This is a genomic window from Ruegeria arenilitoris (genome assembly GCF_013035315.1).
Taxonomy (GTDB): Bacteria; Pseudomonadota; Alphaproteobacteria; order Rhodobacterales; family Rhodobacteraceae; genus Ruegeria; species Ruegeria arenilitoris_D.
In genome coordinates, this window is the sequence record NZ_WQHP01000003.1 from 308,159 (window position 1) to 334,751 (window position 26,593).

The 26,593-nt window shown below is 56.8% G+C and carries 24 protein-coding genes; 20 read left to right on the forward strand and 4 right to left on the reverse strand.

Annotation, left to right across the window (positions count from 1 at the left end):
• Window positions 1-55 precede the first annotated feature (55 nt).
• Window positions 56-967 carry a cytochrome c oxidase subunit II gene (gene coxB / locus GOV53_RS08865; protein WP_170465515.1) on the reverse strand — a complete coding sequence of 304 codons (912 nt, stop codon included), beginning with the start codon at window positions 965-967 and terminating at the stop codon, window positions 56-58.
• Window positions 968-1,143: 176 nt separating this feature from the next.
• On the opposite strand from coxB, the gene tldD reads away from it, so the two are divergent.
• From tldD to GOV53_RS08890, 5 genes are all read left to right on the forward strand, one after another.
• Window positions 1,144-2,565, forward strand: a complete 1,422-nt coding sequence (gene tldD, locus GOV53_RS08870) for a metalloprotease TldD (RefSeq protein WP_170465517.1) — start codon at window positions 1,144-1,146, stop codon at window positions 2,563-2,565.
• A 241-nt stretch (window positions 2,566-2,806) separates the two neighbouring features.
• A complete protein-coding gene (dprA, locus tag GOV53_RS08875) occupies window positions 2,807-3,937 on the forward strand; it encodes a DNA-processing protein DprA (protein ID WP_170465519.1) in 1,131 nt (376 codons plus the stop codon).
• 160 nt (window positions 3,938-4,097) lie between these two features.
• A complete protein-coding gene (gene topA / locus GOV53_RS08880) occupies window positions 4,098-6,725 on the forward strand; it encodes a type I DNA topoisomerase (RefSeq protein ID WP_170465522.1) in 2,628 nt (875 codons plus the stop codon).
• 102 nt (window positions 6,726-6,827) lie between these two features.
• Window positions 6,828-7,532: a CoA transferase subunit A gene (locus GOV53_RS08885; protein ID WP_170465524.1), complete on the forward strand. Its 705-nt coding sequence runs from the start codon at window positions 6,828-6,830 to the stop codon at window positions 7,530-7,532.
• Entirely contained in the window at window positions 7,532-8,158 is a 627-nt protein-coding gene (locus GOV53_RS08890; protein WP_170465526.1) for a CoA transferase subunit B, read from the forward strand. Before GOV53_RS08885 ends, GOV53_RS08890 begins: the two co-directional genes overlap by 1 nt.
• 45 nt (window positions 8,159-8,203) lie before the next feature.
• Here the strand turns inward: GOV53_RS08890 and GOV53_RS08895 are convergent, their stop codons facing one another.
• Entirely contained in the window at window positions 8,204-9,073 is an 870-nt protein-coding gene (locus tag GOV53_RS08895; protein WP_170465528.1) for a lytic transglycosylase domain-containing protein, read from the reverse strand.
• A gap of 353 nt (window positions 9,074-9,426) precedes the next feature.
• Here GOV53_RS08895 and GOV53_RS08900 point away from each other — a divergent pair, with 353 nt between their 5' ends.
• The 15 genes from GOV53_RS08900 to pdeM all read left to right on the forward strand — a co-directional run bounded on the left by GOV53_RS08900 (window position 9,427) and on the right by pdeM (window position 24,706).
• Window positions 9,427-9,648 carry a Flp family type IVb pilin gene (locus GOV53_RS08900; protein WP_170465530.1) on the forward strand — a complete coding sequence of 74 codons (222 nt, stop codon included), beginning with the start codon at window positions 9,427-9,429 and terminating at the stop codon, window positions 9,646-9,648.
• Window positions 9,649-9,734: 86 nt separating this feature from the next.
• Window positions 9,735-9,950, forward strand: a complete 216-nt coding sequence (locus GOV53_RS08905; RefSeq protein ID WP_170465531.1) for a hypothetical protein — start codon at window positions 9,735-9,737, stop codon at window positions 9,948-9,950.
• Window positions 9,951-10,110: 160 nt separating this feature from the next.
• Window positions 10,111-10,980 (forward strand): Flp pilus assembly protein CpaB, encoded by an 870-nt coding sequence (gene cpaB / locus GOV53_RS08910; protein WP_170465533.1) that lies wholly within the window; start codon window positions 10,111-10,113, stop codon window positions 10,978-10,980.
• A gap of 191 nt (window positions 10,981-11,171) precedes the next feature.
• Entirely contained in the window at window positions 11,172-12,578 is a 1,407-nt protein-coding gene (locus GOV53_RS08915; protein ID WP_170465535.1) for a type II and III secretion system protein family protein, read from the forward strand.
• A 16-nt stretch (window positions 12,579-12,594) separates the two neighbouring features.
• A complete protein-coding gene (locus GOV53_RS08920) occupies window positions 12,595-13,221 on the forward strand; it encodes an OmpA family protein (protein ID WP_170465537.1) in 627 nt (208 codons plus the stop codon).
• 199 nt (window positions 13,222-13,420) lie between these two features.
• On the forward strand, window positions 13,421-14,656 hold the full coding sequence (locus GOV53_RS08925; protein ID WP_170465539.1) for an AAA family ATPase: 1,236 nt from the start codon (window positions 13,421-13,423) through the stop codon (window positions 14,654-14,656).
• A 24-nt stretch (window positions 14,657-14,680) separates the two neighbouring features.
• Entirely contained in the window at window positions 14,681-16,129 is a 1,449-nt protein-coding gene (locus GOV53_RS08930; protein ID WP_170465541.1) for a CpaF family protein, read from the forward strand.
• 12 nt (window positions 16,130-16,141) lie between these two features.
• Window positions 16,142-17,110, forward strand: coding sequence for a type II secretion system F family protein (locus tag GOV53_RS08935; protein WP_170465543.1), 969 nt, complete (start codon window positions 16,142-16,144; stop codon window positions 17,108-17,110).
• A gap of 10 nt (window positions 17,111-17,120) precedes the next feature.
• The gene (locus GOV53_RS08940; RefSeq protein ID WP_170465545.1) at window positions 17,121-18,104 is read left to right on the forward strand and encodes a type II secretion system F family protein; all 984 of its coding nucleotides are present in this window, start codon (window positions 17,121-17,123) and stop codon (window positions 18,102-18,104) included.
• Window positions 18,105-18,111: 7 nt separating this feature from the next.
• The gene (locus tag GOV53_RS08945; protein ID WP_254439237.1) at window positions 18,112-18,693 is read left to right on the forward strand and encodes a tetratricopeptide repeat protein; all 582 of its coding nucleotides are present in this window, start codon (window positions 18,112-18,114) and stop codon (window positions 18,691-18,693) included.
• Between the two features lie 30 nt (window positions 18,694-18,723).
• Entirely contained in the window at window positions 18,724-19,575 is an 852-nt protein-coding gene (locus tag GOV53_RS08950) for a tetratricopeptide repeat protein (RefSeq protein WP_170465547.1), read from the forward strand.
• Between the two features lie 3 nt (window positions 19,576-19,578).
• Complete coding sequence (locus tag GOV53_RS08955; RefSeq protein WP_170465549.1) at window positions 19,579-20,124, forward strand: prepilin peptidase; 546 nt, start codon at window positions 19,579-19,581, stop codon at window positions 20,122-20,124.
• A 118-nt stretch (window positions 20,125-20,242) separates the two neighbouring features.
• On the forward strand, window positions 20,243-21,550 hold the full coding sequence (locus GOV53_RS08960; RefSeq protein ID WP_170465551.1) for an ATPase: 1,308 nt from the start codon (window positions 20,243-20,245) through the stop codon (window positions 21,548-21,550).
• Between the two features lie 40 nt (window positions 21,551-21,590).
• Window positions 21,591-24,002 (forward strand): ligase-associated DNA damage response DEXH box helicase, encoded by a 2,412-nt coding sequence (locus GOV53_RS08965; RefSeq protein WP_170465553.1) that lies wholly within the window; start codon window positions 21,591-21,593, stop codon window positions 24,000-24,002.
• Between the two features lie 41 nt (window positions 24,003-24,043).
• Entirely contained in the window at window positions 24,044-24,706 is a 663-nt protein-coding gene (pdeM, locus tag GOV53_RS08970) for a ligase-associated DNA damage response endonuclease PdeM (protein ID WP_170465555.1), read from the forward strand.
• 2 nt (window positions 24,707-24,708) lie between these two features.
• Here pdeM and GOV53_RS08975 read toward each other — a convergent pair whose 3' ends face one another.
• Window positions 24,709-25,272 carry a LytTR family DNA-binding domain-containing protein gene (locus GOV53_RS08975; protein WP_254439238.1) on the reverse strand — a complete coding sequence of 188 codons (564 nt, stop codon included), beginning with the start codon at window positions 25,270-25,272 and terminating at the stop codon, window positions 24,709-24,711.
• Window positions 25,273-25,671: 399 nt separating this feature from the next.
• Window positions 25,672-26,562, reverse strand: coding sequence for a bifunctional methylenetetrahydrofolate dehydrogenase/methenyltetrahydrofolate cyclohydrolase FolD (gene folD, locus GOV53_RS08980; RefSeq protein WP_170465559.1), 891 nt, complete (start codon window positions 26,560-26,562; stop codon window positions 25,672-25,674).
• Between the last annotated feature and the right edge of the window lie 31 nt (window positions 26,563-26,593).

Genomic DNA, 26,593 nt, shown 5'->3' on the forward strand with positions numbered 1-26,593 from the left:
CGATTTTCGCGCAGCCTGCATTACGTGATGCGCGGGCATTCAGCCCGCGGCGGGGTCAGTTCGATGCGACCTGGAAGGATGCAGGCTGGCCCGCATATTCTTCCAACGCGCCTTGCAGCCACTGCTCGTACGCTTCTTCGCTAACGACTTTGACGGTGATCGGCATATAGGCGTGGTCCTTGCCGCACAGTTCTGAACACTGGCCGAAATAGATGCCTTCTTTTTCTGCCTCAAACCAAAGCTCTGCCAGACGACCCGGAACACCATCCTGCTTCACGCCGAAGGACGGGATGGTCCACGAGTGGATCACGTCGGATGCGGTGACCTGCATGACGATGATCTTGCCAACGGGCACAACAACAGCGGTGTCGGTGGCCAGCAGCCATTCATCTTCCCCGTAGCCCGCGTCTGCCAGCTTGGCGCGCATCGCGTCATCCAGAACAAACGGAGTTACATCCGCATCGGCAGGGCGGGCACCCTCATCCAATGTGGCCGGGTGGCCCAGCAGATAGCTGTCGAATGCGAAATCGTGATCGACGTATTCATAGGTCCAGTACCACTGGTTGCCCACGACCTTGATGGTGATATCGCCTTCTGGGATTTCCTGCTGCTTGAACAGAACCGGCAGCGAGAAGGCACCGATGAAGACCAGAATGAGGATCGGGACAATGGTCCACGCAATCTCAACCGGTGTGTAGTGCGAGAATCGCGCCGGTTCCGGGTTTGCGCGACGGTTGTAACGCACGATGCAGTACACCAGCAGACCGGCCACGAACACGCAGATCGCGGTGATGATTACCAAAATCATGGCGTCCAGCCGCTGAATCCCTTCGGCCAGGCTGGTCGCTGCTGGCTGGAAGCCCAGGCCGCCATCGACCGGCTTACCAATAATTTCAAGCTCCTGAGCCATAGCGGGAAGGCTGGAGAGGGCTGTCATGAGCCCCGAAAGCATCAAAGCATTCTTCATTTTCTGTCCTGATCGTCTGATCTTTGCTTCTCTGGCGAAAAGGTGTGAATCAGTCGCACCTCTCCCGTTGTCTTTGGCCGCGTTAAAAACCATATTCCGACGGGTAGATAAAGCAAAATGCTTGCGTCAAACAGACGCTATTTTTGATCTGGATCAAACTCGAAAGGTCCCAACCCATGCCCAACGACCCGTTTCGCCCATTTGAAAGCGCTATTCCGCAGGACGAAGCGCTTGCGGTTCTGCAGTCTGCAACTGCGGGGGCCGAGGACGGAGAACTGTTTGTCGAGCGGCGAAAATCCGAGTCTCTGGTCTTTGATGACGGTCGGTTGAAAACCGCATCCTATGACGCATCCGAAGGGTTCGGCCTGCGGGCCGTTCAGGGCGAGGTCGCGGGCTATGCGCATTCCACCGACGTTTCGATCCCGGCGTTGAAAAGGGCGGCCGAGACGGCACGATTGGCCGTTGGCGATGGCGGCGGCACGCTGGCCGATGCGCCCCGCCCCACCAACACCCGCCTCTATACGGACGAAGACCCGATCGAATCTGCCGACTTCCCGGTCAAGATTGAGACGCTCCGCGAGATCGACGCCTTTGCCCGCGATCTCGACCCCCGTGTAGTACAGGTCAGCGCAACCATTGCGGCAAGCGTCCAAGAGGTCGAAATCCTGCGCCCTGACGGCGTGCTGGTGCGCGACGTGCGCCCGATGACGCGCCTTGGCGTTTCGATCATCGTTGAACAGAATGGCCGCCGTGAAAGCGGCTCGGCCGGAGGTGGCGGGCGCGTCGGGTTGGACGGGCTGATCGACCCAAGCGATTGGCAGGATAAAGCGCGCGAGGCACTGCGCATCGCCTTGGTCAATCTGGACGCAATCCCCGCCCCTGCTGGCGTAATGGAAATTGCGCTTGGCCCCGGCTGGCCCGGTATCCTGCTGCACGAAGCAATCGGGCACGGGCTGGAGGGTGATTTCAACCGCAAAGGCAGCTCAGCCTTTGCCGGTCTGATGGGTCAGCAGGTCGCATCCAAAGGCGTGACCGTCGTGGATGATGGCACGATCCCGGATCGCCGCGGCTCGATCACCTTGGATGACGAGGGTACACCCAGTTCGCGCACGGTTCTGATCGAGGACGGTATCCTGACCGGCTACATGCAGGATCGCCAGAACGCACGCCTGATGGGCGTCGCGCCAACCGGAAACGGCCGGCGGCAAAGCTATGCGCACAAACCCATGCCACGGATGACCAACACCGTGATGCTAAGCGGCGATGCCGATCCTGCCTCCTTGGTGGCCGACATCAAAGACGGTATCTGGGCCGTTGGTTTTGGCGGAGGTCAGGTGGACATCACCAATGGCAAATTCGTTTTCTCCTGCACCGAGGCGTATCGCGTCGAGAACGGCAAAATTGGCGCCCCTGTCAAAGGCGCGACCCTGATCGGAGACGGACCTTCGGCATTGAAGCGCATTCGTGGACTGGGCAATGACATGGCGCTAGATCCGGGCATGGGAACGTGCGGCAAGGATGGTCAATGGGTGCCGGTCGGCGTTGGCCAGCCAACCGTTTTGATGGACGGCCTGACCGTCGGCGGATCGGCGGCCTGATCAAGAATCGCTGGCGTCAGATCAGAGAGCGTTCGGTTAACTCGGCGCTCTCGATTCCCGCAGGTTTTGGAGTTGGGGGATTTAACCGCACCAAAAGCTTGGCAGGTTTATCCTATAATTTTCAAGTACTTAAACTAATACCAACGCCAGACCTCGAAAATTTTCCGGATAATTTGAAGAGATTCACAAGCTGTTAACCCCGTCAGCCGTAAACCAGTTCTGCAATCAGGCGGAGCATCGGATGACCGAAGAGCAGCTTTCTTCCTATCACCCCACACTCCCACCCACCACGGAAGAGGATCGGTTTTCCTGGCTTCGTCTGTTGCGCTCTCGCAAAGTTGGTCCGGCGACGTTTCGGCGACTGCTGCGGGAACATGGCTCGGCGCAGAATGCGCTGACCGCGCTGCCTGAAATGGCACGCGCTGCCGGAATTGATGGGTATGAAATCTGCCCCCCCGGCGTGATTGAGGCGGAACTCAGGGCGGCAAAAGCTGCGAACGCAAAACTTTTGTGCCTTGGGTCCGCTGATTTTCCGGATGCTTTGAACGATTTGCCCGACGCCCCACCGATGCTGTGGGCTGTTGGCGATGTCTCTCTGCTGAAACGCCAAGCGATAGCGTTGGTTGGCGCACGCAACTGTTCGTCGCTTGGCGCGCGAATGGCACGAGGGCTGGCGACGGACCTCGGCAAGCAAGGCTACGTCATCGTTTCCGGATTGGCGCGCGGAATCGACACCGCCGCCCATCTCGCGACCATCGAAACGGGAACCGTTGCTGTCATGGCAGGTGGTGTGGATGTGGTTTACCCCGCCGAGAACGCAGCCCTTGCAGAGAAGATCTCGCAGACCGGATTGCGCGTTTCAGAGCAGCCCATGGGTGTCACGCCGCAAGCGCGTCACTTTCCGCGCCGCAACCGGATCATATCCGGCCTTGCACAAGCGGTCGTCGTGGTCGAAGCTGCCGCCAAGTCCGGCAGCCTGATCACTGCGCGGGACGCGCTGGATCAGGGCCGTGAGGTCCTGGCTGTCCCTGGCCACCCTTTCGACGCCCGCGCCGCCGGGTGCAACCTGTTGATCCGGGATGGAGCGACCCTGATACGGTCAGCCGAGGACGTGGTAGAAGCCCTGCCGAAACAGGACGTGCAGCCGATCAACGAACCGAGCTTACCAGAGCTGCACGCAACGCCATCGGTCACAGGCACCGCGTTGCACAAAGAAATTCTGGCACGCCTTGGGCCGTCCCCGATTGCCGAGGATCAGTTGATCCGCGACATTGCAGCTACGGCAGGAGAGATCGGCCCGGCCCTGATCGATCTGGAGCTCGACGGGCGCGTTCAACGTCAGCCGGGTGGTCTGTTGTCTTTGACCGCGTGATCGACCAAAGCCGAGTCGGCGTCTTCAATCCCCTCTCAGGCTGTTGAAATCGCCCCATTATTTAAGTGTTCAAAGGAACGCATTGACAATTCGCCCTTGCCCTCCACATTTTGCACGATCATAGAAGACGCACTTTATGTCGAGCGAGGTTTTCCCTTAAATGCCTGTAGTTGTTGTAGAATCTCCTGCCAAGGCCAAAACAATCAACAAATATCTTGGTCCTGACTACACGGTTCTGGCGTCCTATGGCCATGTTCGGGACTTGCCGCCAAAGGATGGTTCCGTCGATCCCGAGCATGAATTTGCGATGAAATGGGAGGTCGGGAACGACAGCCGCAAACACGTCAAAGCCATCGCCGACGCGCTTAAGGAAGACAACGCCCTGATCCTCGCGACCGACCCCGATCGCGAAGGAGAGGCCATCAGCTGGCACTTGCAGGAAGCGCTGACCAAGCGCCGCTCGATCAAGAAAGACACGCCGGTTAGCCGCGTTACCTTCAACGCGATCACCAAGGATGCCGTGACCGAAGCGATGCAAAACCCGCGCGAGGTCGACATGCCGCTGGTCGAGGCTTATCTGGCTCGCCGCGCTTTGGACTACCTGGTCGGCTTCAATTTGTCTCCGGTTCTGTGGCGCAAACTGCCGGGTGCGCGGTCTGCAGGACGGGTGCAATCTGTTTGTCTGCGCCTGATCGTTGAGCGCGAGATGGAGATCGAGGCCTTCAAACCGGTGGAATACTGGTCGGTCAAAGCGCTGTTCGAGACACCGCGTGGCCAGACTTATGAGGCACGTCTGGTCACTCTGGCAGGCAAAAAGCTGGACAAGCACGATCTGGCCAACGCCACTCAGGCCGAGCTGGCGGTTCAGGCAATCACCAGCCGAGCCCTCAGCGTCACTTCGGTCGAGGCCAAACCCGCCGCACGCAACCCAAGCGCGCCGTTCATGACTTCGACCCTGCAGCAAGAGGCCAGCCGAAAGTTCGGCATGGGTGCGCGCCACGCGATGCAGGTTGCGCAGCGACTGTATGAAGCGGGTTACATTACCTATATGCGGACCGACGGTATCGACATGGCGCCCGAGGCTGTGGCCGCCACCCGCGACGCCATCGCCGATCGCTACGGCGCGGAGTACGTGCCAGACAGCCCACGTATCTACAAGAACAAGGCCAAGAACGCGCAGGAAGCGCACGAGTGTATCCGCCCGACGGACATGTCGCGCGATGCCAAGGCGCTGAAAGTCACGGATGAGGATCAGCGCAAGCTGTATGACCTGATCTGGAAACGCACTATTGCCTGCCAAATGGCTGCCGCCCGGCTGGAGCGTACAACCGTCGAGATCGGCAGCGATCACGGGCAGGTCGGTTTGCGCGCCACGGGCCAGGTGGTGCTGTTCGACGGGTTCATGCGCGTCTACGAAGAAGGCCGTGACGATGTCGCCGATGAGGACGAAAAGCGCCTGCCGCAGATCATGCAGGGCGATCCGGCGCGATTTGCAAAGACCTCATTGCGGGATCAGTTCGCCAAGGTCACCGGAGATTCGGAAAAGGCCGCAATTCTGTCCGACAATGAGTCCGTTCTGGCCTTGCAGCACCACACCCAACCTCCGCCCCGCTATACCGAGGCCACGCTGGTCAAACGGATGGAAGAGCTTGGCATCGGTCGACCATCGACCTACGCGTCGATCGTGACCACGATTCAGGACCGGGAATATGTGCGCAAGGACAAGAACCGGCTGATTCCTGAAGAGAAGGGCCGGATCGTCACTATCTTTTTGCTGAACTTCTTCCGTCAGTATGTGGGCTATGAGTTCACGGCGAATCTCGAGGAACAGCTCGACGACGTCAGCGCCGGGGACCGCGACTATAAAGACCTGCTGGGCAAGTTCTGGCGCGATTTCTCGGCCGCGATTGGCGAGACGTCGGACCTGCGGATTTCAGAGGTTCTGGACAAGCTGGACGAAGCGCTGGCACCACAGCTTTATCCGCCCCGTGAAGACGGTTCTGATCCTCGGAGCTGCCCGAAATGCGGCACTGGTCAACTGCACCTGAAAACCTCGCGCACGGGCGGGTTTGTTGGCTGCGGAAACTACCCCGAATGCACCTATACCCGCCCCATCGCTGGCGAAGGGGCCGAAGGCGATGAACGCCTGCTGGGTGAAGACGCAGGCGATGAGATTTGGCTAAAGTCCGGCCGCTTTGGTCCTTACGTGCAACGCGGCGAGCCAACGCCAGAGAACAAGAAACCGCCGCGAGCCTCCCTGCCCCGCGGTTGGAGCAAGGACGACATGGACTTGGATAAGGCTCTGACGCTGCTGTCATTGCCCCGCCAGATCGGCGAACACCCCGAAGGCGGCATGATTAGCTCAAACTTCGGGCGGTTTGGGCCGTATCTGATGCATCAGTTGCCGGAAGAGGCCAAGCCGGTCTATGCCAACCTCAAAGACCCCAACGATGTGTTTGAGATCGGCATGAACCGCGCGGTCGAAATGCTGGCCGAGAAGCGTGCCAACCCTGGCCGGGGCCGTCGCGCGGCAGCCAAGCCGCTCAAAGAGCTCGGGGAACACCCCGATGGCGGCGCAATGCAGGTCCTGGATGGGCGTTACGGACCGTATGTGAAATGGGAAAAGGTCAACGCGACCATTCCCAAGGACATCAAGCCCGAGGACGTGACGCAGGAAATGGCAATCGAACTGGTCAACGAGCGCGCCGCCAAAAAGGGCACAAAGAAAAAGGCGGCACCTAAGAATAAAACAGCCGCCAAGAAGACGACCAAAAAGGCGGCCACTTGAGTACTGGCTAGGTAGAAATACCACCTACCCCTTGGTTTCATTGACTTCCCCGTGACGTGGCGGCACAACCGGCCCATCACCATGTCATTGGGGGAGTTTTCCATGAAGAAAGTCTATGCCAATGCCACCGAGGCACTCGATGGAGTGATCTCGGACGGCATGATGATCGCAGCGGGCGGTTTTGGCCTCTGCGGTATTCCCGAACTGCTGCTTGAGGCAATCAAGGACTCGGGTGCTCAGAACCTGACTTTTGCGTCCAACAACGCCGGCGTCGACGATTTCGGGATCGGCATCCTGCTGCAGACCAAGCAGGTCAAAAAGATGATCAGCTCGTATGTCGGCGAAAACGCCGAGTTTATGCGCCAATACCTCAGCGGTGAGCTGGAGCTGGAATTCAATCCCCAAGGTACTCTGGCCGAGCGCATGCGCGCCGGCGGTGCGGGCATCCCCGGTTTCTATACCAAGACCGGCGTGGGCACCGTAATCGCCGAAGGCAAAGAGCACAAAGACTTCAACGGCGAGACTTACATTCTAGAAGAAGGCATCTTTGCCGATCTGGCCATCGTCAAAGCCTGGAAAGCCGACGACACCGGCAACCTGATCTTCCGCAAGACCGCCCGAAACTTCAACGTGCCAGCTGCAACCTGTGGCACGATCTGCATTGCCGAGGTTGAAGAGATCGTACCGCGCGGCTCGCTGGATCCTGACGCGATCCACCTGCCCGGTATCTATGTGCACCGCATCATTCAGGGCGAGCACGAAAAGCGCATCGAACAGCGCACCACCCGTAAGAAGGAGGAAGCATAATGCCTTGGGATCGCAATCAGATGGCCGCCCGCGCCGCACAAGAGTTGGAAGACGGCATGTATGTGAACCTCGGCATCGGGATTCCGACGCTGGTGGCGAACTATGTGGGTGACAAAGATATCACCCTTCAGTCCGAAAACGGTATGCTGGGCATGGGTCCCTTCCCGTTCGAGGGTGAAGAGGACGCAGACCTGATCAATGCCGGTAAGCAGACGATCACCGAACTGTCTCGCACGTCCTACTTCGACAGCGCGACCTCCTTTGCGATGATCCGTGGCGGTAAAATCGCAGCCGCTGTTCTGGGCGCGATGGAAATCGACGAAGAGGGCGACTTGGCCAACTGGATGATTCCCGGCGTTCTGGTCAAAGGCATGGGCGGCGCGATGGACCTGGTGGCTGGTGTCGGCCGTGTGATTGTTGTGATGGACCACACCAACAAGCACGGCAAATCCAAGCTGCTGAAGAAATGCACCCTGCCCCTGACCGGCAAGAAGGTGGTGAATCGCATCATCACCAATCTGGGCGTTCTGGACGTGGTTGATGGCGGCTTGAAAATCATCGAGATCGCTGAGGGCGTGACCGAGGACGAGATTCGCGCCGCAACCGAGGCCAATATCGTCAACTGAAGCCATCCAATGAAAAAGGCCCACCAATTTCAGGTGGGCCTTTACTCAATTCTGAGTTTGGAAGACGCAGCCGTCCGAAATCAGTTGAGGCGGCGTCGAGCACAAAGCGCGCGCAACCTGAAACGCAGCGAGAACCTTAGGCACGTAGTCGCGGGTCTCGGCATAAGGCGGCACTCCGTCATGCTTGCGCACAGCCCCTTCGCCCGCATTGTACCCGGCAAGGACAAGAATCGGGTCATTGCCGAATTCCTCCATCAGCCAGTTCAGGTATTTCACACCACCCGCGATGTTCTGCGACGGTTGCATACTGTCCTTAACCCCAAACCTCTTTGCAGTTGCGGGCATCAATTGCATCAACCCCTGTGCCCCGGCCGAGCTGACAGCATTGGTACGCCCGGCCGATTCTACCGAAATCACTGCGAGTACCAGAGCCGGTGACACATTCGTACCCACGGTGGAGCGCAGGATATCTACTCCGCGCTGCTGGGCGATGTTTTGCAGGGTCTGTAAACGCGGCGAGGCAACATTGGTTGCGGCCAAAGCGTTGATGGCATCGTCCAAACGTCCTGACCCGGCCTCAGCCAAAGCCGGTGAGATACGCTCCCAGAACGCTTTGTATGATCCGACGGGCTTTTTCGCTGCCCCCGCCGTACCGGGACCAGTCGGCGGAGTAACACGCGTACGCGCAATGATCTCCGGTTCGACTATTGCCGTACCGGTGCTGGGCGCAGACGGTGATTTGGCGTGTTCTTCTGGGGTGATCTGAACCGTCACGCGGGGCCGTGTGCCCGGTTTGGGGGCTTTCACCCGTTTGTAAACCCCTCGCGGTTCGGTCTCGTTTGCCACGACCGGCATGGGGCCAGCCATCACCAACACCGCCAAACCGGCGCAAGTCATTGCGTCCCGGAGATTCATTTGCCTGCCTCGTTCTTTATCTTTTGGTTGATTTGAACCCTGAAACCGCCCGTAAAGCCAGAAAAACCCCGTGAAATGGGGCAATTTCGCCTCATTTGCCGTAAATTTGCATCGGCGCGGCAGGGCAAGCCATTTCCAATAGGATTTTTTTTCTTTTCCTTTCAATGCTTTGCGAAAAAAACTACCAAAAAGTTAAACTTCCTCGAAAAAAAATGAGGTTTGGCCCAATTCCTGCCACGCACAGCAGGCAATCATAGTGCCATACCGAGATGGTCGGGAGCGGACTGAGAGAGAAAGCTCTGGAAGGCCCCTAGGTTTAAGTGACTAATTTGATCCTTTAGGAGGGACGTAACATGATCAAGTTCATCAAGAACTTCCGCAAAGACGAAGACGGCGCCGTAACTGTAGACTGGGTTGTTCTGACCGCTGCTGTTGTTGGCCTGGCCGCTGTTGCATATACCGCAATTGGCGATGGCACGCGTAACGTTGCTGACAGTGTTGGTAGCGCGCTGGACACCACCGGTGGTAAGGTTGTCAGCGAAGTTCAAATCAACCCGTCGGCGGCGACTGACTAAGTTTCTGGCCTTATTTACACTACGAGCTGGGGCTGGGTTATCTGACTCGGCCCCGCCATTTTTTCCAACCTTAATCGTGGTACCCCATGCTTAGAACGCTTTCTAACTTCTACAATCGTGAAGACGGGGCTGTGACGGTTGACTGGGTGGTGCTAACGGCATTTGTTGCTTTTATGGGCGGCGTTGTGGCCACTTACATCTCCGGGCCGGTCAGAACGATTGACACTAAAAACGGCGCAGCAATGGACACGGTTGCTGATCAAGTTGATACCATGACAATCACAGTGAATTTCAGCGACTAGATTTGAAGCGCTCGTGCCACAGATGCCAACCATGGCAAATGGTCGTTGAGAAAACCTCACATTGTCCGCGTTTTCGACACAATTGACAGTTACACGAGGTCGACAGGTGTCGTAAATGATACGACACCTAGCAAAAACAATGTAGCGTGAGGGGACGTAAATGCGTGCGGTATTCGGACTTGTCCTTATTGTAGGGGTCGCTTTGGCAGGTGGTGCCGTGTACTTGGCCCAAGATTATATCCAACAAACTCAGGCCGAGCTTGAACGGGAAAGACGCGCCACTCAAGAAGCGCTTGCCAACGTAAAGACAATTTCAACAGTTGATGTCTTTGTTGTGAATCGAGCGTTGAAGTACGGTGAACGCCTCACACAAGAGGACGTGCGATCCGTTGAATGGCCCCAGGACGCTATCCCGGAAGGCACTTTTTCGGACGCCGCGGTGTTGTTTCCAGAAGACGCCCAGGGCGATCGATTTGTTCTTAGAGCAATGGAAAAAGACGAAGCCCTTCTTGAAGTAAAAATTACCAAACCGGGCGAAGCAGCAGGTTTGACTTCGCGCTTGGGCAAAGGCATGCGCGCGTTTGCGATCAGCGTCGATGTGGCTTCTGGTGTATCGGGCTTCTTGCGCCCCGGCGACAGTGTAGATGTTTACTGGACAGGTTCCATTAACGCCGGTGGCCGAGCAGGTGAGATTACCCGATTAATCCAAACGAATATTGAACTTATCGCGGTGGACCAGACCACTGGTTCGGACGTGACCGGAGCAACGATCGCGCGAACAGTAACAGTCGCCGCGACCCCAGAGCAAATTGCAGCTCTTGCCCAAGCTCGGAACACAGGTCGACTGTCTCTGGCATTGGTCGGATTAGCAGACGAAACAGTCGCTAGCGCGATCGAAGTCGACCAGAGAAAATTGCTGGGAATCAAGGAAGTCGCGCCTGCGCCAGCTCCAGTCCAAGAAAGAATCTGCACCGTAAACACACGCCGCGGCGGGGAAATTGTCAAAACTCAGATACCCTGTACAAACTAACGTGAAATCAAAGCCTTAACGCCCCAAGCCGCGCCATTTGCGCGGCTTATTTCATTTCAGATGTTGCTGATTACCCACATAAGGAAAATTCCAGAAACCATTGATTATTGCAATAAATTCTCAGTTCGCGCAGTGTTAACCTACATAAGGCATTAGACCTAAAACGAGGCGTGATCGGAGAGGCAGGTCACATGAAAATACAATCTTGGATCAGCGCGACCCTTCTGGGTTTGGCGCTTGCTATCAGCGTGGTGGGCGGTGCCGCCCATGCTGAAACACTGCGTGTTGTAAAGAACGGTACGGCGGAAACGCTAGACGTACCAATGAATCGTGCAATAGTAGTTGAAAGTGAGACACCCTTCGCGGAACTCAGCATCGCCAACGCTGGCATAGCTGACATTTCTTCACTTTCCGATCGTACAATTTATGTTTTGGGTAAGGCACCTGGTATGACCACCCTGACGTTGTTTGACGGCGCTGGCAATTTGCTAGCTAACGTTCGCGTTCGTGTGTCACCGGATGTGTCTGAATTCAAAGAAAGACTGCGTCAGATTCTTCCGAACGAGCCCATCGAAGTTCGAACAGCGAATGATGGTATCGTCCTGTCAGGTACGATTTCCAGTTCGGCAAAGCTTGCTCGCGCTCTCGAACTTGCCGAGCGCTATGCGCCCGAACGTGTATCGAACCTTATGTCGGTCGGCGGCGTGCAACAGGTCATGTTGAAAGTGCGCTTTGCTGAGATGAACCGGTCGGTCGCCAAAAGCCTGACCGCATCGCTTGGTTTCGGTGGCGGTGATGTGACCGGTGGTTTCAACACTTTGAACACCGCTGGTGCGCTGGCCAATGCGTTGAACAACAACATTCCGCTCCAACAGACCAATACGGGTGCCATCCTGTTCGGCTTTGGCGCCGGTTCGACGCAGGTTCGCTTACTCCTTGAAGCCCTTGAAACTAAGGGGCTTGTTCGCACTTTGGCGGAACCAAACCTGTCGGCTCTATCCGGTCAGGAAGCCGAATTCCTAGCTGGCGGCCAGGTGCCAATTCCGGTTCCGGCAGACGACGGGAACATCGCAATCGAGTACCGCAACTTCGGTGTTCAAGTTTTGTTTACACCGCGTGTTGTCGACGGCAATTTGATCAATCTGGAACTGGGGACGTCGGTGTCCGCTATCGACCCGAACTCTGAGTTCACAATCGCTGGTAACAACGTTCCTACATTTATCTCGCGTCAAACAAAGACAACGGTTGAAATGCGGGACGGTGAAAGCTTTGCGATTGCAGGTCTGATTCGGGACGACTTTGCAGATCTAAATAGCCAAATCCCTTGGGTCGGCGACATTCCTATACTGGGGTCATTGTTCCGAAGCGCGCAGTACCAGCGTGAGCAAACTGAGCTGGTCGTCATCGTAACGGCACATCTGGTCTCGCCTACTCGTGGTGAAGCTCTGGCTCTGCCTACCGATCGGGTTCAACCACCCAGCGAATTTGATCTGTTCATCAACGGCAGAACCGCCCGTACAACGCGTCCGGGTGCCGGTGCGGCCTCTGAAGTTGCCAAACAGGACTTCGGAAGCTCTTACGGCTACGTTCTGGATTGATAGGAGGATAGGACCAATGCAGAAGTGGATACTCACACTGAGTCTTTCGGTCGCTGTCGCCGCATGTACACGTGAGGCCGGGTACGAAGTCGACCAAGGCGCATTTGGCAATGCGACGCTCAACAACACTCAGGTCATGAATGGCGAACTATCTTTCGCTCAGATCCTGGGGCAGCGATTCGCGGCCGAAGTGCCAACGCAGATCAACTTTGCCTTCGACAGTGCACAGTTGGATGAAGCGGCGCGACGGATTCTATTGCGTCAGGCGGACTGGATCAAACAGTTCCCTGAGGCTCGGTTCCGTGTATACGGCCACACCGACAGAGTTGGATCGGCGTCTTACAACCAACGTCTGGGTCAAAGGCGCGCGAATGCTGCCGTTGCTTTCCTCACGCAACAGGGTATTTCGCGGTCACGATTGGAGGCTGTTGTTTCGTTCGGTAAAACACGCCCGCTAATCGACACGAATGAGCGGGACCGTCGGAACCGCCGTACGGTGACTGAAGTTTCTGGCCTTTCTGACGGAAATAATCAGCTGTTGGATGGAAAATACGCCGAAGTGATCTACCGCGAGTACGTCGAAAGCGCCAGACGCGAAAGCTATATCCAGCGCGATGACGTTGGCGGCGACGATAGTGAATAATACCTAGGAATTGGGCGGCATCGTCGCCCAATTCCCTACAATTGGTTCTTTTGCGCCTAAATCTTGCCTAAGTTCCAAGCCACCTTTTCAACAATTAGGTGAAGTGCGGCCCGAATTGGTCGCGACCGGGCAACAGCAAGCTGAGCCGAGCCAAACGGGTTCGGCCAGTTCGGGCGCCCTGACGACGAGGATTGTGTTAATGACAAGCGCCACGACGCAAGATGATGGGACTGCCATTCTGGCTTGCACGATCAGTCGCGACGTCCAGAATTTCGATCTGTTGATCGAGGACATGGAAGCCATTTTGGGTGAACGCTGGGGCGACCTTGGGTTCGCAGAAGCGCTTGCGTTTTTCGGCCAACCCGAAGCTGAAACCCTTGATTTCGTTGCGCTTGCCATCGACGGCGACGATGAGGACAACCTGTCCTTGATGGGTGAAATCATCACGCAGGCCAAGGAAAAGAAGATCAAGGTCGTGCTGATTGCTGAGGATGTCACTCCGGCGTCCCTGCACCAGCTGCTCCGCAAGGGCGCTGACGAATTTGTCCCCTATCCTCTTCCCGAAGGTGAGCTGAAAGAAGCCATCGACCGGATGAACAAACCTGAACCGGTTGCTGCGGCCCAGGTCGCCTCGGTTCCGGCGGTTCAGGGAGAATCAAAAGAAGCCGCGCTATTTGTTGTGCACGGTCTGGCCGGTGGCGTGGGGTCGACGACCCTGGCCGTGAACCTGGCCTGGGAACTCGCGACTGCGTCTGACAAAGATGCACCTTCGGTCTGTATCATCGACCTCGACCTGCAATATGGCAGCGTGTCAACATACTTGGATCTGCCCCGCCGGGAAACCGTGTTCGAGATGCTTTCGGATACGGCATCTATGGACGACGACGTATTCTCTCAAGCCCTTCAGACTTATGGGGAAAAGCTGAGCGTCCTGACCGCCCCCTCCGATATGGTGCCGCTGGATCTGATCACTCCGGAAGATATTGAAAAGGTTATCAATACCGCCCGCAGAAAGTTCGACTATGTGATCATCGACATGCCAAAAACTCTGGTTTTGTGGTCCGAGACGGTTTTGCAAGCCGCACATGTATATTTTGCGATGATCGAGCTAGATATGCGCTCGGCTCAAAACGCGCTGAGGCTGAAACGTGCGCTACAAGCAGAAGAGCTACCGTTCAACAAGCTTCGCTTCGCGTTGAACCGGGCTCCGAAGTTCACTGACCTGAACGGCAAAAGCCGCGTCAAGCGCATGGGCGAAAGCCTGGGCATTTCGATCGACCTGCAATTGCCCGAGGGTGGCAAACAGGTCATGCAGAGCGGCGACCATGGTTTGCCACTGGCAAAATCTGCAACCAAAAACCCGCTGCGCCGCGAAATCGCAAAACTCGCAAAGTCGCTTCACAGTTTGGGCAGCAGCGGTGCTGAGGCCGCATAGTAAATTTTCAGAGGGGTAGTCGCCGTGTTTTCCAGATACAAAAAGCAGCCCGCTGCTCAACCGGTTGAAACCGCAACTGCGCCACAGGCGGCAGCACCAGCAGCTACTGCGGAAAAAAAAGCCCCAACAGCAAATGCCGTTGCGCGCCGCCCTGTTCAAAAGAAGGCTGCAGAAGTTGCGGTCTCTGACAAGGACCGCAAGCGCAAAGAGCGACTGGGCGAAATCAAGATCGAACTACACCGCGAGCTGCTGGAGAACCTAAACCTGGCAGCGCTGGAAAGCGCTGGCGAATCCGAACTGCGCGCGGAAATCAGCGCTATTGCCAGCGAAATTCTTGAGACCCGCAATATCGTTCTGAACCGCGAGGACCGCACACAGCTTAACAAAGAGCTGTACGACGAAGTGACAGGCCTAGGGCCGCTTGAGACTTTGCTGCAAGATGACAGCGTCAACGATATTTTGGTGAACGGACCTCAGCAGATCTTCATCGAACGCTTCGGCAAGCTTGAGCTCAGCGATGTTACGTTCAAGGATGAAAAGCACCTTATGCGGATCATCGACAAAATCGTATCCGCGGTGGGGCGTCGTGTTGATGAATCTAACCCTTACGTTGACGCTCGCCTGGCCGATGGTTCGCGTTTCAACGCAATGGTGCCTCCGATTGCCGTCGACGGCTCGCTAGTTTCCATTCGTAAGTTCAAGAAAGACAAGCTGGGCATCGACGATCTTGTTAATTTCGGCGCTTTCACTGAAGAAATGGCCGCCTATCTACAGGCCGCCGTGTCCACGCGCCTGAACATCATTGTTTCAGGTGGTACGGGTTCTGGTAAAACAACCACGTTGAACGCCCTGTCCAGCTTTATCGACGATGCCGAACGCATTCTGACGATTGAGGATACGGCGGAACTACAACTGCAGCAGACCCATGTGGGCCGGATGGAAAGCCGCCCGCCTAACGTGGAAGGCAAAGGCGAGGTCAGCCCTCGCGACTGTCTGAAAAACGCCCTGCGTATGCGCCCCGACCGCATCATCGTCGGCGAAACGCGTGGCGCCGAGGTCATCGACATGCTGCAGGCAATGAACACCGGCCACGACGGTTCGATGACCACGATCCACGCCAACTCGGCCCGCGACGGGATCTCGCGTCTGGAAAACATGATTGCGATGGCAGGTATCGAAATGCCGATCAAAGCTGTCCGCAGCCAAATCTCAAGCGCTGTGAACCTGATCGTCCAGGCCAGCCGATTGCAGGACGGCTCGCGCCGCATGACATCCATCACCGAAATCACCGGGATGGAAGGTGATGTGATTTCGATGCAGGAAATCTTTAAATTCCAGCGTGTTGGCCTGACACCTGACAACAAGATCATCGGTCACTTCACTGCAACGGGCGTTCGCAGCCACTACTCCGAACGTTTCCGTCTGTGGGGCTTTGATCTGCCTCCGTCCATTTACGAACCAACCACCGTATAAGGAGGTCCGGCCATGCAACTGCCCATTGAGGCCCTTATCTATGTCGTGATCTTTGTCGCGGTACTTCTGCTGGTCGAAGGTATCTATCTCGTAGCCTTTGGCAAATCGATCAGCCTGAACAGCCGAGTAAACCGCCGTCTGGACATGCTGGACAAAGGGGTCGGACGCGAACAGGTTCTGGAACAGCTGCGCAAGGAAATGCAGCAGCATATGAAGTCGCAGAGCATCCCGCTCTATTCGCTTTTGGCCGACAAGGCGCAAAAGGCAGCAATCGCCTTCTCTCCCAAGCAACTGATCATGATTATGGCGCTAGTGTCTGGCTTCGCATACGTTGGGCTGAGCATCGGTACCGCAACGGAAACCGTACTTCGGGTCGCACTGTCAGTGGCGATCGGCGTTGGTGGAGTCTATGCTTGGGTCAACCACAAGGCCAAAAAGCGCATGGGCATGATGGAAGAGCAATTGCCCGATGCAGTCGAACTGATGGTGCGTTCGCTTCGCGTTGGTAACCCGTTTGTCTCAACGATCCAGATTGTAGCTAACGAAGTTCAAGATCCTCTCGGGACCGAATTTGGGGTCATCGCTGACGAATGTGCCTATGGACGCGACGTCGGCGAAGCCCTGAAGGATCTGGCGGAACGCCTGGATATGCAGGATCTTCGGTTCCTGTCTGTTGCTGTGGGTATCCAGCAGCAATCCGGTGGCAACCTCGCCGAAATTTTGGCTGGTCTTGCACAAGTTATTCGCGCACGTTTCCGTTTGTTCCGACGCGTGAACGCTATCACCGCCGAGGCAAAGTGGTCCGGCAAGTTCTTGTCTGGATTCCCGGTCTTCTGCTTATTATTTATTCTTGTAAACGACCCAGGATACTATGACGACGTTGTGGACCACGCTTGGTTCATACCAGCCTGTTTCTTCGTCGGAATAATGCTGTCACTGAACCTGATCGTCATGCGCGTTCTTACGAACATCAAGGTATGAGGGCTCGAGTATGGAATTTCTGACCCAAATCAACACGATCCTGACCGACAAACTGGGCCCTTTCGGACCGCTTATTGTTGTGGGCGTACTAGGACTGTTCATGGTTTTAGTGGCTTTGCCACTTATGCTGAATCAGCCGGAAGACCCACTTAAAAAGCTTCAACGCACCAATGCAGCACCGAAAGCGGGCAAGAAAGACAAAAAGGATGCCCTGCGTCAGGGAAGTCGCAACGAACAACTGCAAAAGTTTGCAACCTTTCTGGAGCCGCAAAACGAAGAAGAGCTATCTGCTATGGAGCTCAAACTGCGTCAGGCGGGTTACCACTCGAAGGACGCTGTCCGCTTCTTTCACTTCGCCCAGTTTGCACTCGGAATTATTGGCGTTTTAATTGGTGTTTCTCTGGTGACTGTCTTTGTCGGCGATCAGGAGTTCACGCCAGCACAAATGGCCATTCGCGTTCTTGTGCCTGCTTGCGCAATGTACTTCTTGCCCCGTTACTGGATCACAAGACGTGTCGCTGAACGGCAAGAGGCCATTATCGCAGGCTTCCCTGATACATTGGATTTGATGCTGGTTTGCGTCGAAGCGGGTCAGTCTCTTGATCAGGCTATTGTGCGCGTGGCAGCCGAGATGAAGGTCTCTTACCCGGACATCGCGCAAGAGTTTGAGGTTGTTGCCTACGAACTCAAAGCCGGTAAGGACCGGGACACGGTTCTGCGCGACTTTGGGACGCGCTGCGGCGTTCAGGACGTCAGCTCTTTTGTGACCGTGATGATACAGTCCGCGACCTTTGGTACGTCAATCGCTGAAGCACTTCGGGTTTATGCCAGCGAAATGCGGGATAAACGTGTGATGCGCGCCGAAGAAGCAGCCAACAAGTTGCCAACCAAAATGACACTTGCAACAATGATGCTGACGGTGCCTCCGCTGCTGGTTATTCTTGTCGGCCCCTCGGCGAAAGGCATCGCAGACTTTGCTGCCAGTGGGGGATAGATTCCCGATGAAATCAAGATTCGGGTGCATCCATTTTGGGATACGCCGTGCGTTACAGGCCGCCATGGTTTTTGCTGTGGTGGCCTCTTGCACGGAAACGGGCTTGTCAAACGACCTGGAACCTCCAGGCGTTGATCCCAAAGAACAAAGCGTGGACCCCGTGACCGTGGGGAACCGGTTGATGACTTCGGGCGAGTATGAACTTGCTCTGGCCGCCTTTACTCGCGCGGCTCTGGATCAGGGGATGACCACTCAGATCCTGACATCGATGGGAACAGCAAACCTGGGCCTGAGACGTCTGGGCCAGGCCGAAGAGCTTTTGCGCCGCGCTGTAGCGAACGAACCGGATTGGCCCGTTGCTTGGAACAATCTTGGCGTTCTATTGATGGAAAAGGGCGAATATCCTGAGGCGTCACAGATGTTTCGGCGGGCCTTCGCGCTGGACAATGGCGAAAGTGACGCAATCCTGGACAATCTGCGCTTAGCCCTCGCAAAAATGGAAAATCCTGTTAATACTGTCACGGAAAAACAAGAATATACACTGGAGCAGCAAGGCGACGGGCAATTTAAGCTGCGCAAGCTCCCGTAAAATTGGCAAGAGCAGTAAGGGACGCAAAAAATGCGCCAACAATTCTTGATTCCGACGATGGTTCTTTGCGGACTGGTCTTGTCCGCCTGTGAAAAAGAAACCGAAGAGGAGAAGGTCGAACGCACCTATCAAGAGGTGAACGTTATCGACGAAACCAACCTGAACGAGGTTCTGCTGACCGCTGCGGACCCGAATGAGGCCGTTACCTATTTCAAAGGTGCTGCCGCCAAGAACCCCGGGCGCATCGACCTTCAGCGTGGCCTTGCGATATCTCTCTCCCGCGCGAAACGCTCAACCGAAGCCGCCGCTGCGTGGAAGAAAGTCACGACCATGAAGGGCGCTTCGAACGTCGACAAGGTCGAATACGCAGGCGCCTTGGTCAAAGCCGGGGACTGGACAAATGCCAAAGCCACATTGGATTCCGTACCGCCAACTTATGAGACCTTTCAACGCTATCGCCTTGAGGCGGTTGTTGCGGATTCTAGACAAGACTGGAAGCGGGCGGATCATTTCTACGAAACGGCAGTTGGCCTGACCACGCGCCCCGGAAGCGTGATGAACAACTGGGGCTACTCCAAACTGGCACGTGGTGATTTCACCGCTGCGGAACGTCTGTTCTCGGACGCCATCCGCCAGGACAGTTCCCTTTTCACCGCGAAGAACAACTTGGTTCTGGCAAGAACTGCTCAGGGTAACTATAGCATGCCGGTTATTCCCATGACGCAGGTGGAACGGGCTATGCTGCTGAATACCATGGGCATTTCTGCGGTCAAGCAGGGTGATGTCACAACTGCGAAGAACCTGTTCCGCGAAGCCATCGCCACACACCCGCAGCATTATGAGGAAGCCGTTCGTTCGCTTCGCGCGCTCGAGGAAGCCTGATTCATGGAGATCCCAGCGACGGCGGCGGCGTGGTTTTTGCCATTTGTGCTGCCGATCTGCTTTTACGTGGCCTTCACCGATCTGCGTAGCATGCTGATCAAGAACCATGCGGTCCTGGCTTTGACAGCGGTTTTTGTCATTGTCGGCTTTTTTGTGCTTCCGCCATGGGCGACTGAATGGTCATCCTTTAGCATCGGTCCGATTGTGCTGACCTTGCCGCCCTACCTGTGGCAATTGGTGCACATCGTTGTCGTTTTGTTTCTGGGGATTCTCTTCAACGCGGCCGGCGCTATGGGAGCCGGCGATGCTAAGTTCTTGGCCGCGGCCTCAGCCTTTGTCTGGGTCGGAGACATAATCCTGGTGTCCGTCATCATGGCTTGCGCGATACTTGGCGCTTACATAACCCACAGGTTGGCGAGATACACGCGGCTAAGAACCATTGCCCCGGATTGGGAAAGCTGGGATCGGGGCAAAAAGTTTCCGATGGGATTTCCCTTTGGGGCCAGTCTGGCGATCTATTTGATATTGGGTACTGTTTCCGGTTCCTAAACTATCATCAGTCCGCCTTTTCCGCGCCTTGGTACTGACACAAATCAGGTTAAGACTTTCTGCAAGCAGCCCTGAATTGGGGCTTTTGGCGTGATTACTGGATAGACGGGCAACGCTCATGAATATGCAGACGACCTCGGTTATGGCCCCCCCTGCCCCCAAGGGCCTGGGCGAAATGAAACTGCCCATCGTTATGATGCGGGACATTCTGCTCAAAACAATGTTCCGCAAAAACGTGGATACAGTCAGTCAGGTCGCCGACGCGATTTGTCTGCCTGGCGCGGTTACGCAGGAACTGATCGACATCGCGCGCGAACAGAAACTGCTTGAGGCGACGGGTACGCTGAATGCCAACAGCGGTAACGAAATGGGCTATCAGCTTACCGATGCCGGGAAAGCCCGAGCGTTGGACGCGCTGAGCCAGTCCGAATACTTTGGCGCTATGCCAGTTCCGCTGGATGTCTATCGCGAACAGGTCAAGCGTCAGTCGATCCGGAACATTCAGGTTACCCGGGACCAGTTGACCGAAGCCATGGGCCATCTGGTTCTGCCCGACAGCCTGCTGGACCACCTGGGCCCTGCGGTCAGCGCGGGCCGATCCATCCTGATGTATGGCCCTCCGGGCAATGGTAAATCCTCGATTTCAAACGGTATTCGCGATGCTTTGGGCGACAACGTCTATGTCCCGCGGGCGATTGAATATGCGGGTCAGGTGATCACCGTTTATGACCCGATCGTACACACAGCGATTGAACAAGAAGCCGATGACCCCAACAGCCTGCGTCGCCGCAAGCGGTTCGACACGCGCTACGTCCAATGTGAACGCCCGACCGTTGTGACGGGCGGTGAACTGTCGCTCAGTATGCTGGATCTGGTCTACAACCCGACCGCGCGGACGTATCAGGCGCCGCTGCAGTTGAAATCGACCGGCGGTATCTTCATCGTGGACGACCTTGGTCGTCAGCAGGAACCGCCGCAGGCGCTGATCAACCGCTGGATTGTTCCGCTGGAAGAAAACAAGGATATTCTGGGTCTGCAGTCGGGCGAGAAATTCGAAGTTCCGTTTGATACGCTGGTCATCTTCTCGACCAACTTCCACCCGAACGAAATCTTCGACCAAGCGGCCCTGCGCCGGATCTTCTTCAAGATCAAAATTGGTGGGCCGAACCAGGAAGACTTCCTGAAAATCTTCGCTATGGTCGCCCGCAAGCGCGGCATGCCACTGGACGAAGCTGCTCTGGTGCATCTGCTGAAGGTCAAATACCCGACCATCAACAATGTTTACGCCAACTACCAGCCGATCTTCCTGATCGACCAGATGATCTCGATCTGCGAGTTCGAGGGCATCCCGTATCAGATGAGCCCTGACCTGATTGACCGGGCCTGGGCAAACATGTTCGTCAAAGACGAAGTCATCGTAAAATAACGCCGTGCCATTTCCGGGACAGGCCGGGTAGTCTGCGTCCATGACGCAGATTCCCACACGGATCACGGATTGGTTTGCCGCTAAAGGCTGGTCTATCCACCCGCACCAACAGGATATGTTCGACCGGGCGGCTGACCCGGCGACCTTGTTGATCGCTCCCACCGGGGGTGGCAAGACAATGGCCGGGTTTCTGCCCACTCTGGCCGAGCTGGCCGCTGATCTTCGACCTGGCCTGCATACGATCTATGTCTCCCCGCTCAAGGCGTTGGCCGCGGATATACGACGCAACCTGCGGGGTCCGGCAGATGAGATTGGGCTACCCATTCGCATCGAAGATCGCACGGGCGATACTTCGGCCACGCAGAAAAAACGGCAGCGGGTCGACCCTCCGCATATCCTTCTGACGACACCGGAAAGCCTGGCGTTGTTGACGTCTTACGAGGATGCCGGGCGCATGTTTGCGGATGTTCAGCGTGTCATCGTTGATGAAATTCACGCCTTGGCGGAAAGCAAGCGAGGCGACCAGTTGATGCTAGCGCTGGCGCGCCTTCAAAGCCTTTGCCCAAATCTGCGCCGCGTCGGCCTATCTGCCACGGTCGAAGACCCTCAGACCATCGCGCGGTTCCTGGCCCGCAATCCCGATCCCTGCCAGATCATTCAAGCCGATCCCGGACCCGATCCCGACATTCGCATGCTGGAAACGCAGGAAATGCCGCCCTGGTCCGGGGGCGGCGCGGCTTACTCCATCCCTGCGGTTCTGGAGCAAATCAAACAGCACAAAACCACGCTGATCTTTCACAACACCCGCGCCCAGGCCGAGATTTTCTTTCACAACCTGTGGCTCGCCAATGACGAAGCCCTACCCATCGGTATTCATCACGGCAGTCTGGACCGACAGCAGCGCGAACGCGTCGAAGCCGCGATGGTGCGCGGTGACTTGCGCGCAATTGTCTGTACCGGTTCTCTGGATCTGGGCATCGACTGGGGGGATGTGGATCTGGTGATTCAGATCGGCGCACCCAAGAACGTAAAGCGACTGGTACAAAGGATCGGTCGTGCCAATCATCGCTACAACGCACCGTCCAAAGCACTGTTGGTTCCAGCCAACCGTTTCGAAGTGGTGGAATGTATCGCAGCGCTTGAGGCCGCCAAGGCCCATGATCTGGATGGAGACCCCCGAGGCGCCGGCCCCCGGGACGTGCTGTGTCAGCACATCCTGATCGCCGCCGCCGCTGGTCCGTTCGACGCAGACGCGCTGTATGCCGAGATGACAACGGCAGGACCCTTCGCGGACCTTCGACGCGTCGAGTTCGACGCATGTTTGGATTTCTGCGCAACCGGTGGCTACGCCCTGCGGGCTTATGACCGCTGGCAGCGACTGCAACAGCGACCGGATGGCAGATGGCAACTCCGCGACCCTCGGGCAGCCACGCGCATTCGAATGAACCTGGGTACGATCCAGGACACCGACACGCTCAAGGTTCGCCTAAAGCGTAATCGCGGCGGGAAACCCCTTGGCGAGGTCGAAGAGGCCTTTGCCGCCTCTCTCACGCCCGGAGACACATTCCTGATTGGCGGTCAGATCGTGAGGTATGAGGGCCTGCGCGAAATGGTGGTCGAGGTCAGCCGCCGCGCTGACAAGAAACCCAAGATCGCCACCTTCATGGGTACCAAATTCGCCACCTCGACGCAGCTGAGCGACCGTATTCTGCGCATGTTCGCCCAACCTGACTGGCCGCAACTGCCCGCGCATACGGCTGACTGGTTGGCGCTGCAGCGGGACATGTCCCGCCTGCCACAGCGCGACCGGCTATTGATCGAGAGCTTTCCTGATAACGGGCGTGAACACCTGTGTGTTTACGGGTTTGCCGGACGCAACGCGCAACAGACGCTGGGCCTGTTGCTGACCAAACGGATGGAGGAAACCGGGCTGGCTCCGCTTGGCTTCGTGGCCACCGACTATGCCACGCTGATCTGGGGCCTGGACGCGGTGACCGACCCGCGCCCCTTGTTTCAGCGCGACGCACTACGCTCTGGGCTGGAGACATGGCTGGCGAGCAATGCGGTGATGAAACGCACCTTTCGCGCCTCGGCCACCATTGCCGGCCTGATCGAGCGCAATACGGGCGGTCAGCGCAAAAACGGACGGCAGGCAACGTTTTCCTCGGACATCCTCTACGACACGCTGCTGAAGTACGACCCAGATCACCTGTTGATGCAGATCACCCGCGAAGAAGCCATGCGCGGCCTAGTGGACTTCGGACGTATTGAGGCGATGATCGACCGGATCGGCGACCGGATTGATCTGGTGCGACTGAACCGGGTTTCGCCCTTGGCCGCCCCTTTGTTTCTTGAGGTTGGAAAGGTCCCCGTCAAAGGCGCTGCCGAAGAACGATTGCTGGCCGAAGAGAGCGCGCGCCTGCTGCAGGCGGCAGGCTTGGGCGGCGGGTAATTCCGCTTGCGCGAAACCGCAAAAAAGGCAAAGAACGGATCATGAACGAATTGCCGTTTTCCTTTGTGGGGCAAGACCTGCGCGCTTTGGGCTCTGGTGCCCTGTGGTGGCCCGGCCGATCATTGCTTTGCGTCAGCGATCTGCATCTGGGCAAATCGGAACGCATGGCACGGCGCGGCGGCCCGGCCCTGCCGCCCTACGATAGCCGAGATACCCTGACCCGGCTGTCTGCCGACATTGACAGGACCGGGGCACAAACCGTCATCTGCTTGGGCGACAGTTTTGATGATCTGGACGCTTTGGCGGCCCTTGGCACATCGGAAAAACTGACGCTGACCACTCTGCAGGCGGGGCGTCAGTGGGTCTGGATTGAAGGCAATCACGATCCGGGGCCAATCGATCTTGGGGGTACCCACCTGTCGGAATACACGGCAGGACCGTTGGTGTTCAGGCATATCGCCCTACGCGGTGCGGCAAGCGAGGTTTCGGGGCATTACCACCCCAAAACGCGGCTGAAAGCCAGTGGCCGGGTGATAACCCGCCCTGCATTCCTGCTGGACGATGCCAAGTTAATCCTACCGGCATACGGCACGTACACGGGCGGTTTGCTGACCTCGGACACTACTCTGAACCAACTTATGAACGACGGGGCAATGGCCATCCTGACCGGCCCGCATCCGCATATCATCCCAATGCCGCGCTAGGATCAAATTACGCCGTCTTCTTCAAGCTGCGGCTTGTACTTCCGGCTGATGGGAACAAGGTCCCCGTTCACAAGTTTCAGGTAGGATCTATCAGCCACCTTTTCGGTCCCTGCGACGGCGTCTTTAACAACCCAATGGGATCGGTGTGCGCAGTGTCCGAGCATGGGTTCCATCTCGGCAACAGCATCGGTCAGACGGGATCGGATTGTGAACGTACCTTCGGACGTAACCACATCCACATAGTGGTTGCGCGATGTCAGGCGATAGATTTGCCCCTGAAACGAGTCCGGCAACCGTCGCACAAGGCGTGGAGCCGGCGGCTGAATGGGTGCTGGCTTGCTTCGCGGCTCCACTCGGCAAGTCAAAACCAGACCGGCAGTGAACAATGTGCTGTACCCCACGATGCGCGCGACATCCGGCCCTGATTGGCCACCAATAGAAAACAGGACGTGCGCCAGTACCCAAAGCGATGGGATGAACAACAACAGGACGAACACAGCGTACATCAAATCGCGTATCGGAAGGTTAGCGATGGCCTTGCTGTCATGGATAAGTCTACGAGCCAACCACGTCGCGCTTAAAGCGATGCCTATCACCCCCACCCAGAACACAAAGGACAGGACAAAAGGTAAATCCGCCATAAGAAAAGGCGGGAAGGCGTAGGCCAACATTGGAAGGAAAACGAGACCAGCCACCACACGCTGGGGAGTCAACGGACTAAAAATCTGTTTTAGCTTTGACGACATACCAAACTGAACGCCACACCTAGGGGCCCAGCCAAACGCCCCGATTAACCTACGGATACGCACTGTAACCAGCTGGGAAACCAGCGCTATCACGCGGCACGCAGACATTCAAACTCTAACAGAGGGGAAATTTTCGGCGAGTTCGTCACCCTCGCCTACACGCGTGCTTCGGCGGCACGAAAGTGGTTGGGGCACGAATTCGCGCCCCAACCAAACAAATCAGGCGGTCAGTCCTTCGGGCTCTGGCAGCCCGTTTGATCGACAGCACGCTGTCAGAGTATTGGCCAACAGGCACGCAATGGTCATTGGGCCAACACCACCTGGAACGGGTGTGATCGCACCGGCACGCTCGGCCGCGCTGGCGTAGTCTACGTCGCCGACCAGCTTGTTCTTGCCGTCGCGCTCAATCCGGTTGATCCCGACGTCGATCACGGTTGCGCCTTCCTTGATCCAGTCGCCGGGCACCATCTCGGGGCGGCCAACGGCGGCCACGACGATGTCGGCACGGCGCACCACGTCGGGCAAGTCTTTGGTGCGGCTGTGGGCAATGGTTACGGTGCAGCTGTCACCCAGCAGCAGTTGAGCCATCGGCTTCCCTACAATATTCGAGCGACCGATCACGACGGCATCCATTCCTGAAAGTGAGCCGTGATAGTCGCGCAGCATCATCAGACAGCCCAACGGAGTGCAAGGAACCATCGACTTCTGACCAGTGCCCAGCAGGCCCACGTTCGAAATATGGAATCCGTCAACATCTTTGGCCGGATCAATCGAGTTGATCACCAGATCTTCGTTCAGGTGCTTGGGCAACGGCAGCTGGACCAGAATGCCATGAACGGCGGGATCGTTGTTCAGCTTGTCGATCAGGGCCAGCAGGTCGTCTTCGGACGTGTCCGCGTCCAGCTTGTGCTCGTACGAGTTCATGCCGACCTCAACGGTCTGCTTGCCCTTCGAGCGCACGTAAACCTGGCTGGCCGGGTCTTCGCCCACCAGAACCACGGCCAGACCGGGGGTGATGCCGTTTTCCTCTTTCAGCTTTGCCACCTGATCGGCCACTTGGGCGCGAACCTTAGCCGCAAAGGCCTTACCGTCGATAACCTGCGCTACCATCCTTTGATCCCTTCTTTCAAAAAACGGATCG

What these genes read in the sequence shown, in the direction of transcription:
- coxB (WP_170465515.1), bottom strand. Translation starts at nt 967, where the DNA reads ATGAAGAATGCTTTGATGCTTTCGGGGCTCATGACAGCCCTCTCCAGC.
- tldD (WP_170465517.1), top strand. Translation starts at nt 1,144, where the DNA reads ATGCCCAACGACCCGTTTCGCCCATTTGAAAGCGCTATTCCGCAGGAC.
- dprA (WP_170465519.1), top strand. Translation starts at nt 2,807, where the DNA reads ATGACCGAAGAGCAGCTTTCTTCCTATCACCCCACACTCCCACCCACC.
- topA (WP_170465522.1), top strand. Translation starts at nt 4,098, where the DNA reads ATGCCTGTAGTTGTTGTAGAATCTCCTGCCAAGGCCAAAACAATCAAC.
- GOV53_RS08885 (WP_170465524.1), top strand. Translation starts at nt 6,828, where the DNA reads ATGAAGAAAGTCTATGCCAATGCCACCGAGGCACTCGATGGAGTGATC.
- GOV53_RS08890 (WP_170465526.1), top strand. Translation starts at nt 7,532, where the DNA reads ATGCCTTGGGATCGCAATCAGATGGCCGCCCGCGCCGCACAAGAGTTG.
- GOV53_RS08895 (WP_170465528.1), bottom strand. Translation starts at nt 9,073, where the DNA reads ATGAATCTCCGGGACGCAATGACTTGCGCCGGTTTGGCGGTGTTGGTG.
- GOV53_RS08900 (WP_170465530.1), top strand. Translation starts at nt 9,427, where the DNA reads ATGATCAAGTTCATCAAGAACTTCCGCAAAGACGAAGACGGCGCCGTA.
- GOV53_RS08905 (WP_170465531.1), top strand. Translation starts at nt 9,735, where the DNA reads ATGCTTAGAACGCTTTCTAACTTCTACAATCGTGAAGACGGGGCTGTG.
- cpaB (WP_170465533.1), top strand. Translation starts at nt 10,111, where the DNA reads ATGCGTGCGGTATTCGGACTTGTCCTTATTGTAGGGGTCGCTTTGGCA.
- GOV53_RS08915 (WP_170465535.1), top strand. Translation starts at nt 11,172, where the DNA reads ATGAAAATACAATCTTGGATCAGCGCGACCCTTCTGGGTTTGGCGCTT.
- GOV53_RS08920 (WP_170465537.1), top strand. Translation starts at nt 12,595, where the DNA reads ATGCAGAAGTGGATACTCACACTGAGTCTTTCGGTCGCTGTCGCCGCA.
- GOV53_RS08925 (WP_170465539.1), top strand. Translation starts at nt 13,421, where the DNA reads ATGACAAGCGCCACGACGCAAGATGATGGGACTGCCATTCTGGCTTGC.
- GOV53_RS08935 (WP_170465543.1), top strand. Translation starts at nt 16,142, where the DNA reads ATGCAACTGCCCATTGAGGCCCTTATCTATGTCGTGATCTTTGTCGCG.
- GOV53_RS08940 (WP_170465545.1), top strand. Translation starts at nt 17,121, where the DNA reads ATGGAATTTCTGACCCAAATCAACACGATCCTGACCGACAAACTGGGC.
- GOV53_RS08945 (WP_254439237.1), top strand. Translation starts at nt 18,112, where the DNA reads ATGAAATCAAGATTCGGGTGCATCCATTTTGGGATACGCCGTGCGTTA.
- GOV53_RS08950 (WP_170465547.1), top strand. Translation starts at nt 18,724, where the DNA reads ATGCGCCAACAATTCTTGATTCCGACGATGGTTCTTTGCGGACTGGTC.
- GOV53_RS08955 (WP_170465549.1), top strand. Translation starts at nt 19,579, where the DNA reads ATGGAGATCCCAGCGACGGCGGCGGCGTGGTTTTTGCCATTTGTGCTG.
- GOV53_RS08960 (WP_170465551.1), top strand. Translation starts at nt 20,243, where the DNA reads ATGAATATGCAGACGACCTCGGTTATGGCCCCCCCTGCCCCCAAGGGC.
- GOV53_RS08965 (WP_170465553.1), top strand. Translation starts at nt 21,591, where the DNA reads ATGACGCAGATTCCCACACGGATCACGGATTGGTTTGCCGCTAAAGGC.
- pdeM (WP_170465555.1), top strand. Translation starts at nt 24,044, where the DNA reads ATGAACGAATTGCCGTTTTCCTTTGTGGGGCAAGACCTGCGCGCTTTG.
- folD (WP_170465559.1), bottom strand. Translation starts at nt 26,562, where the DNA reads ATGGTAGCGCAGGTTATCGACGGTAAGGCCTTTGCGGCTAAGGTTCGC.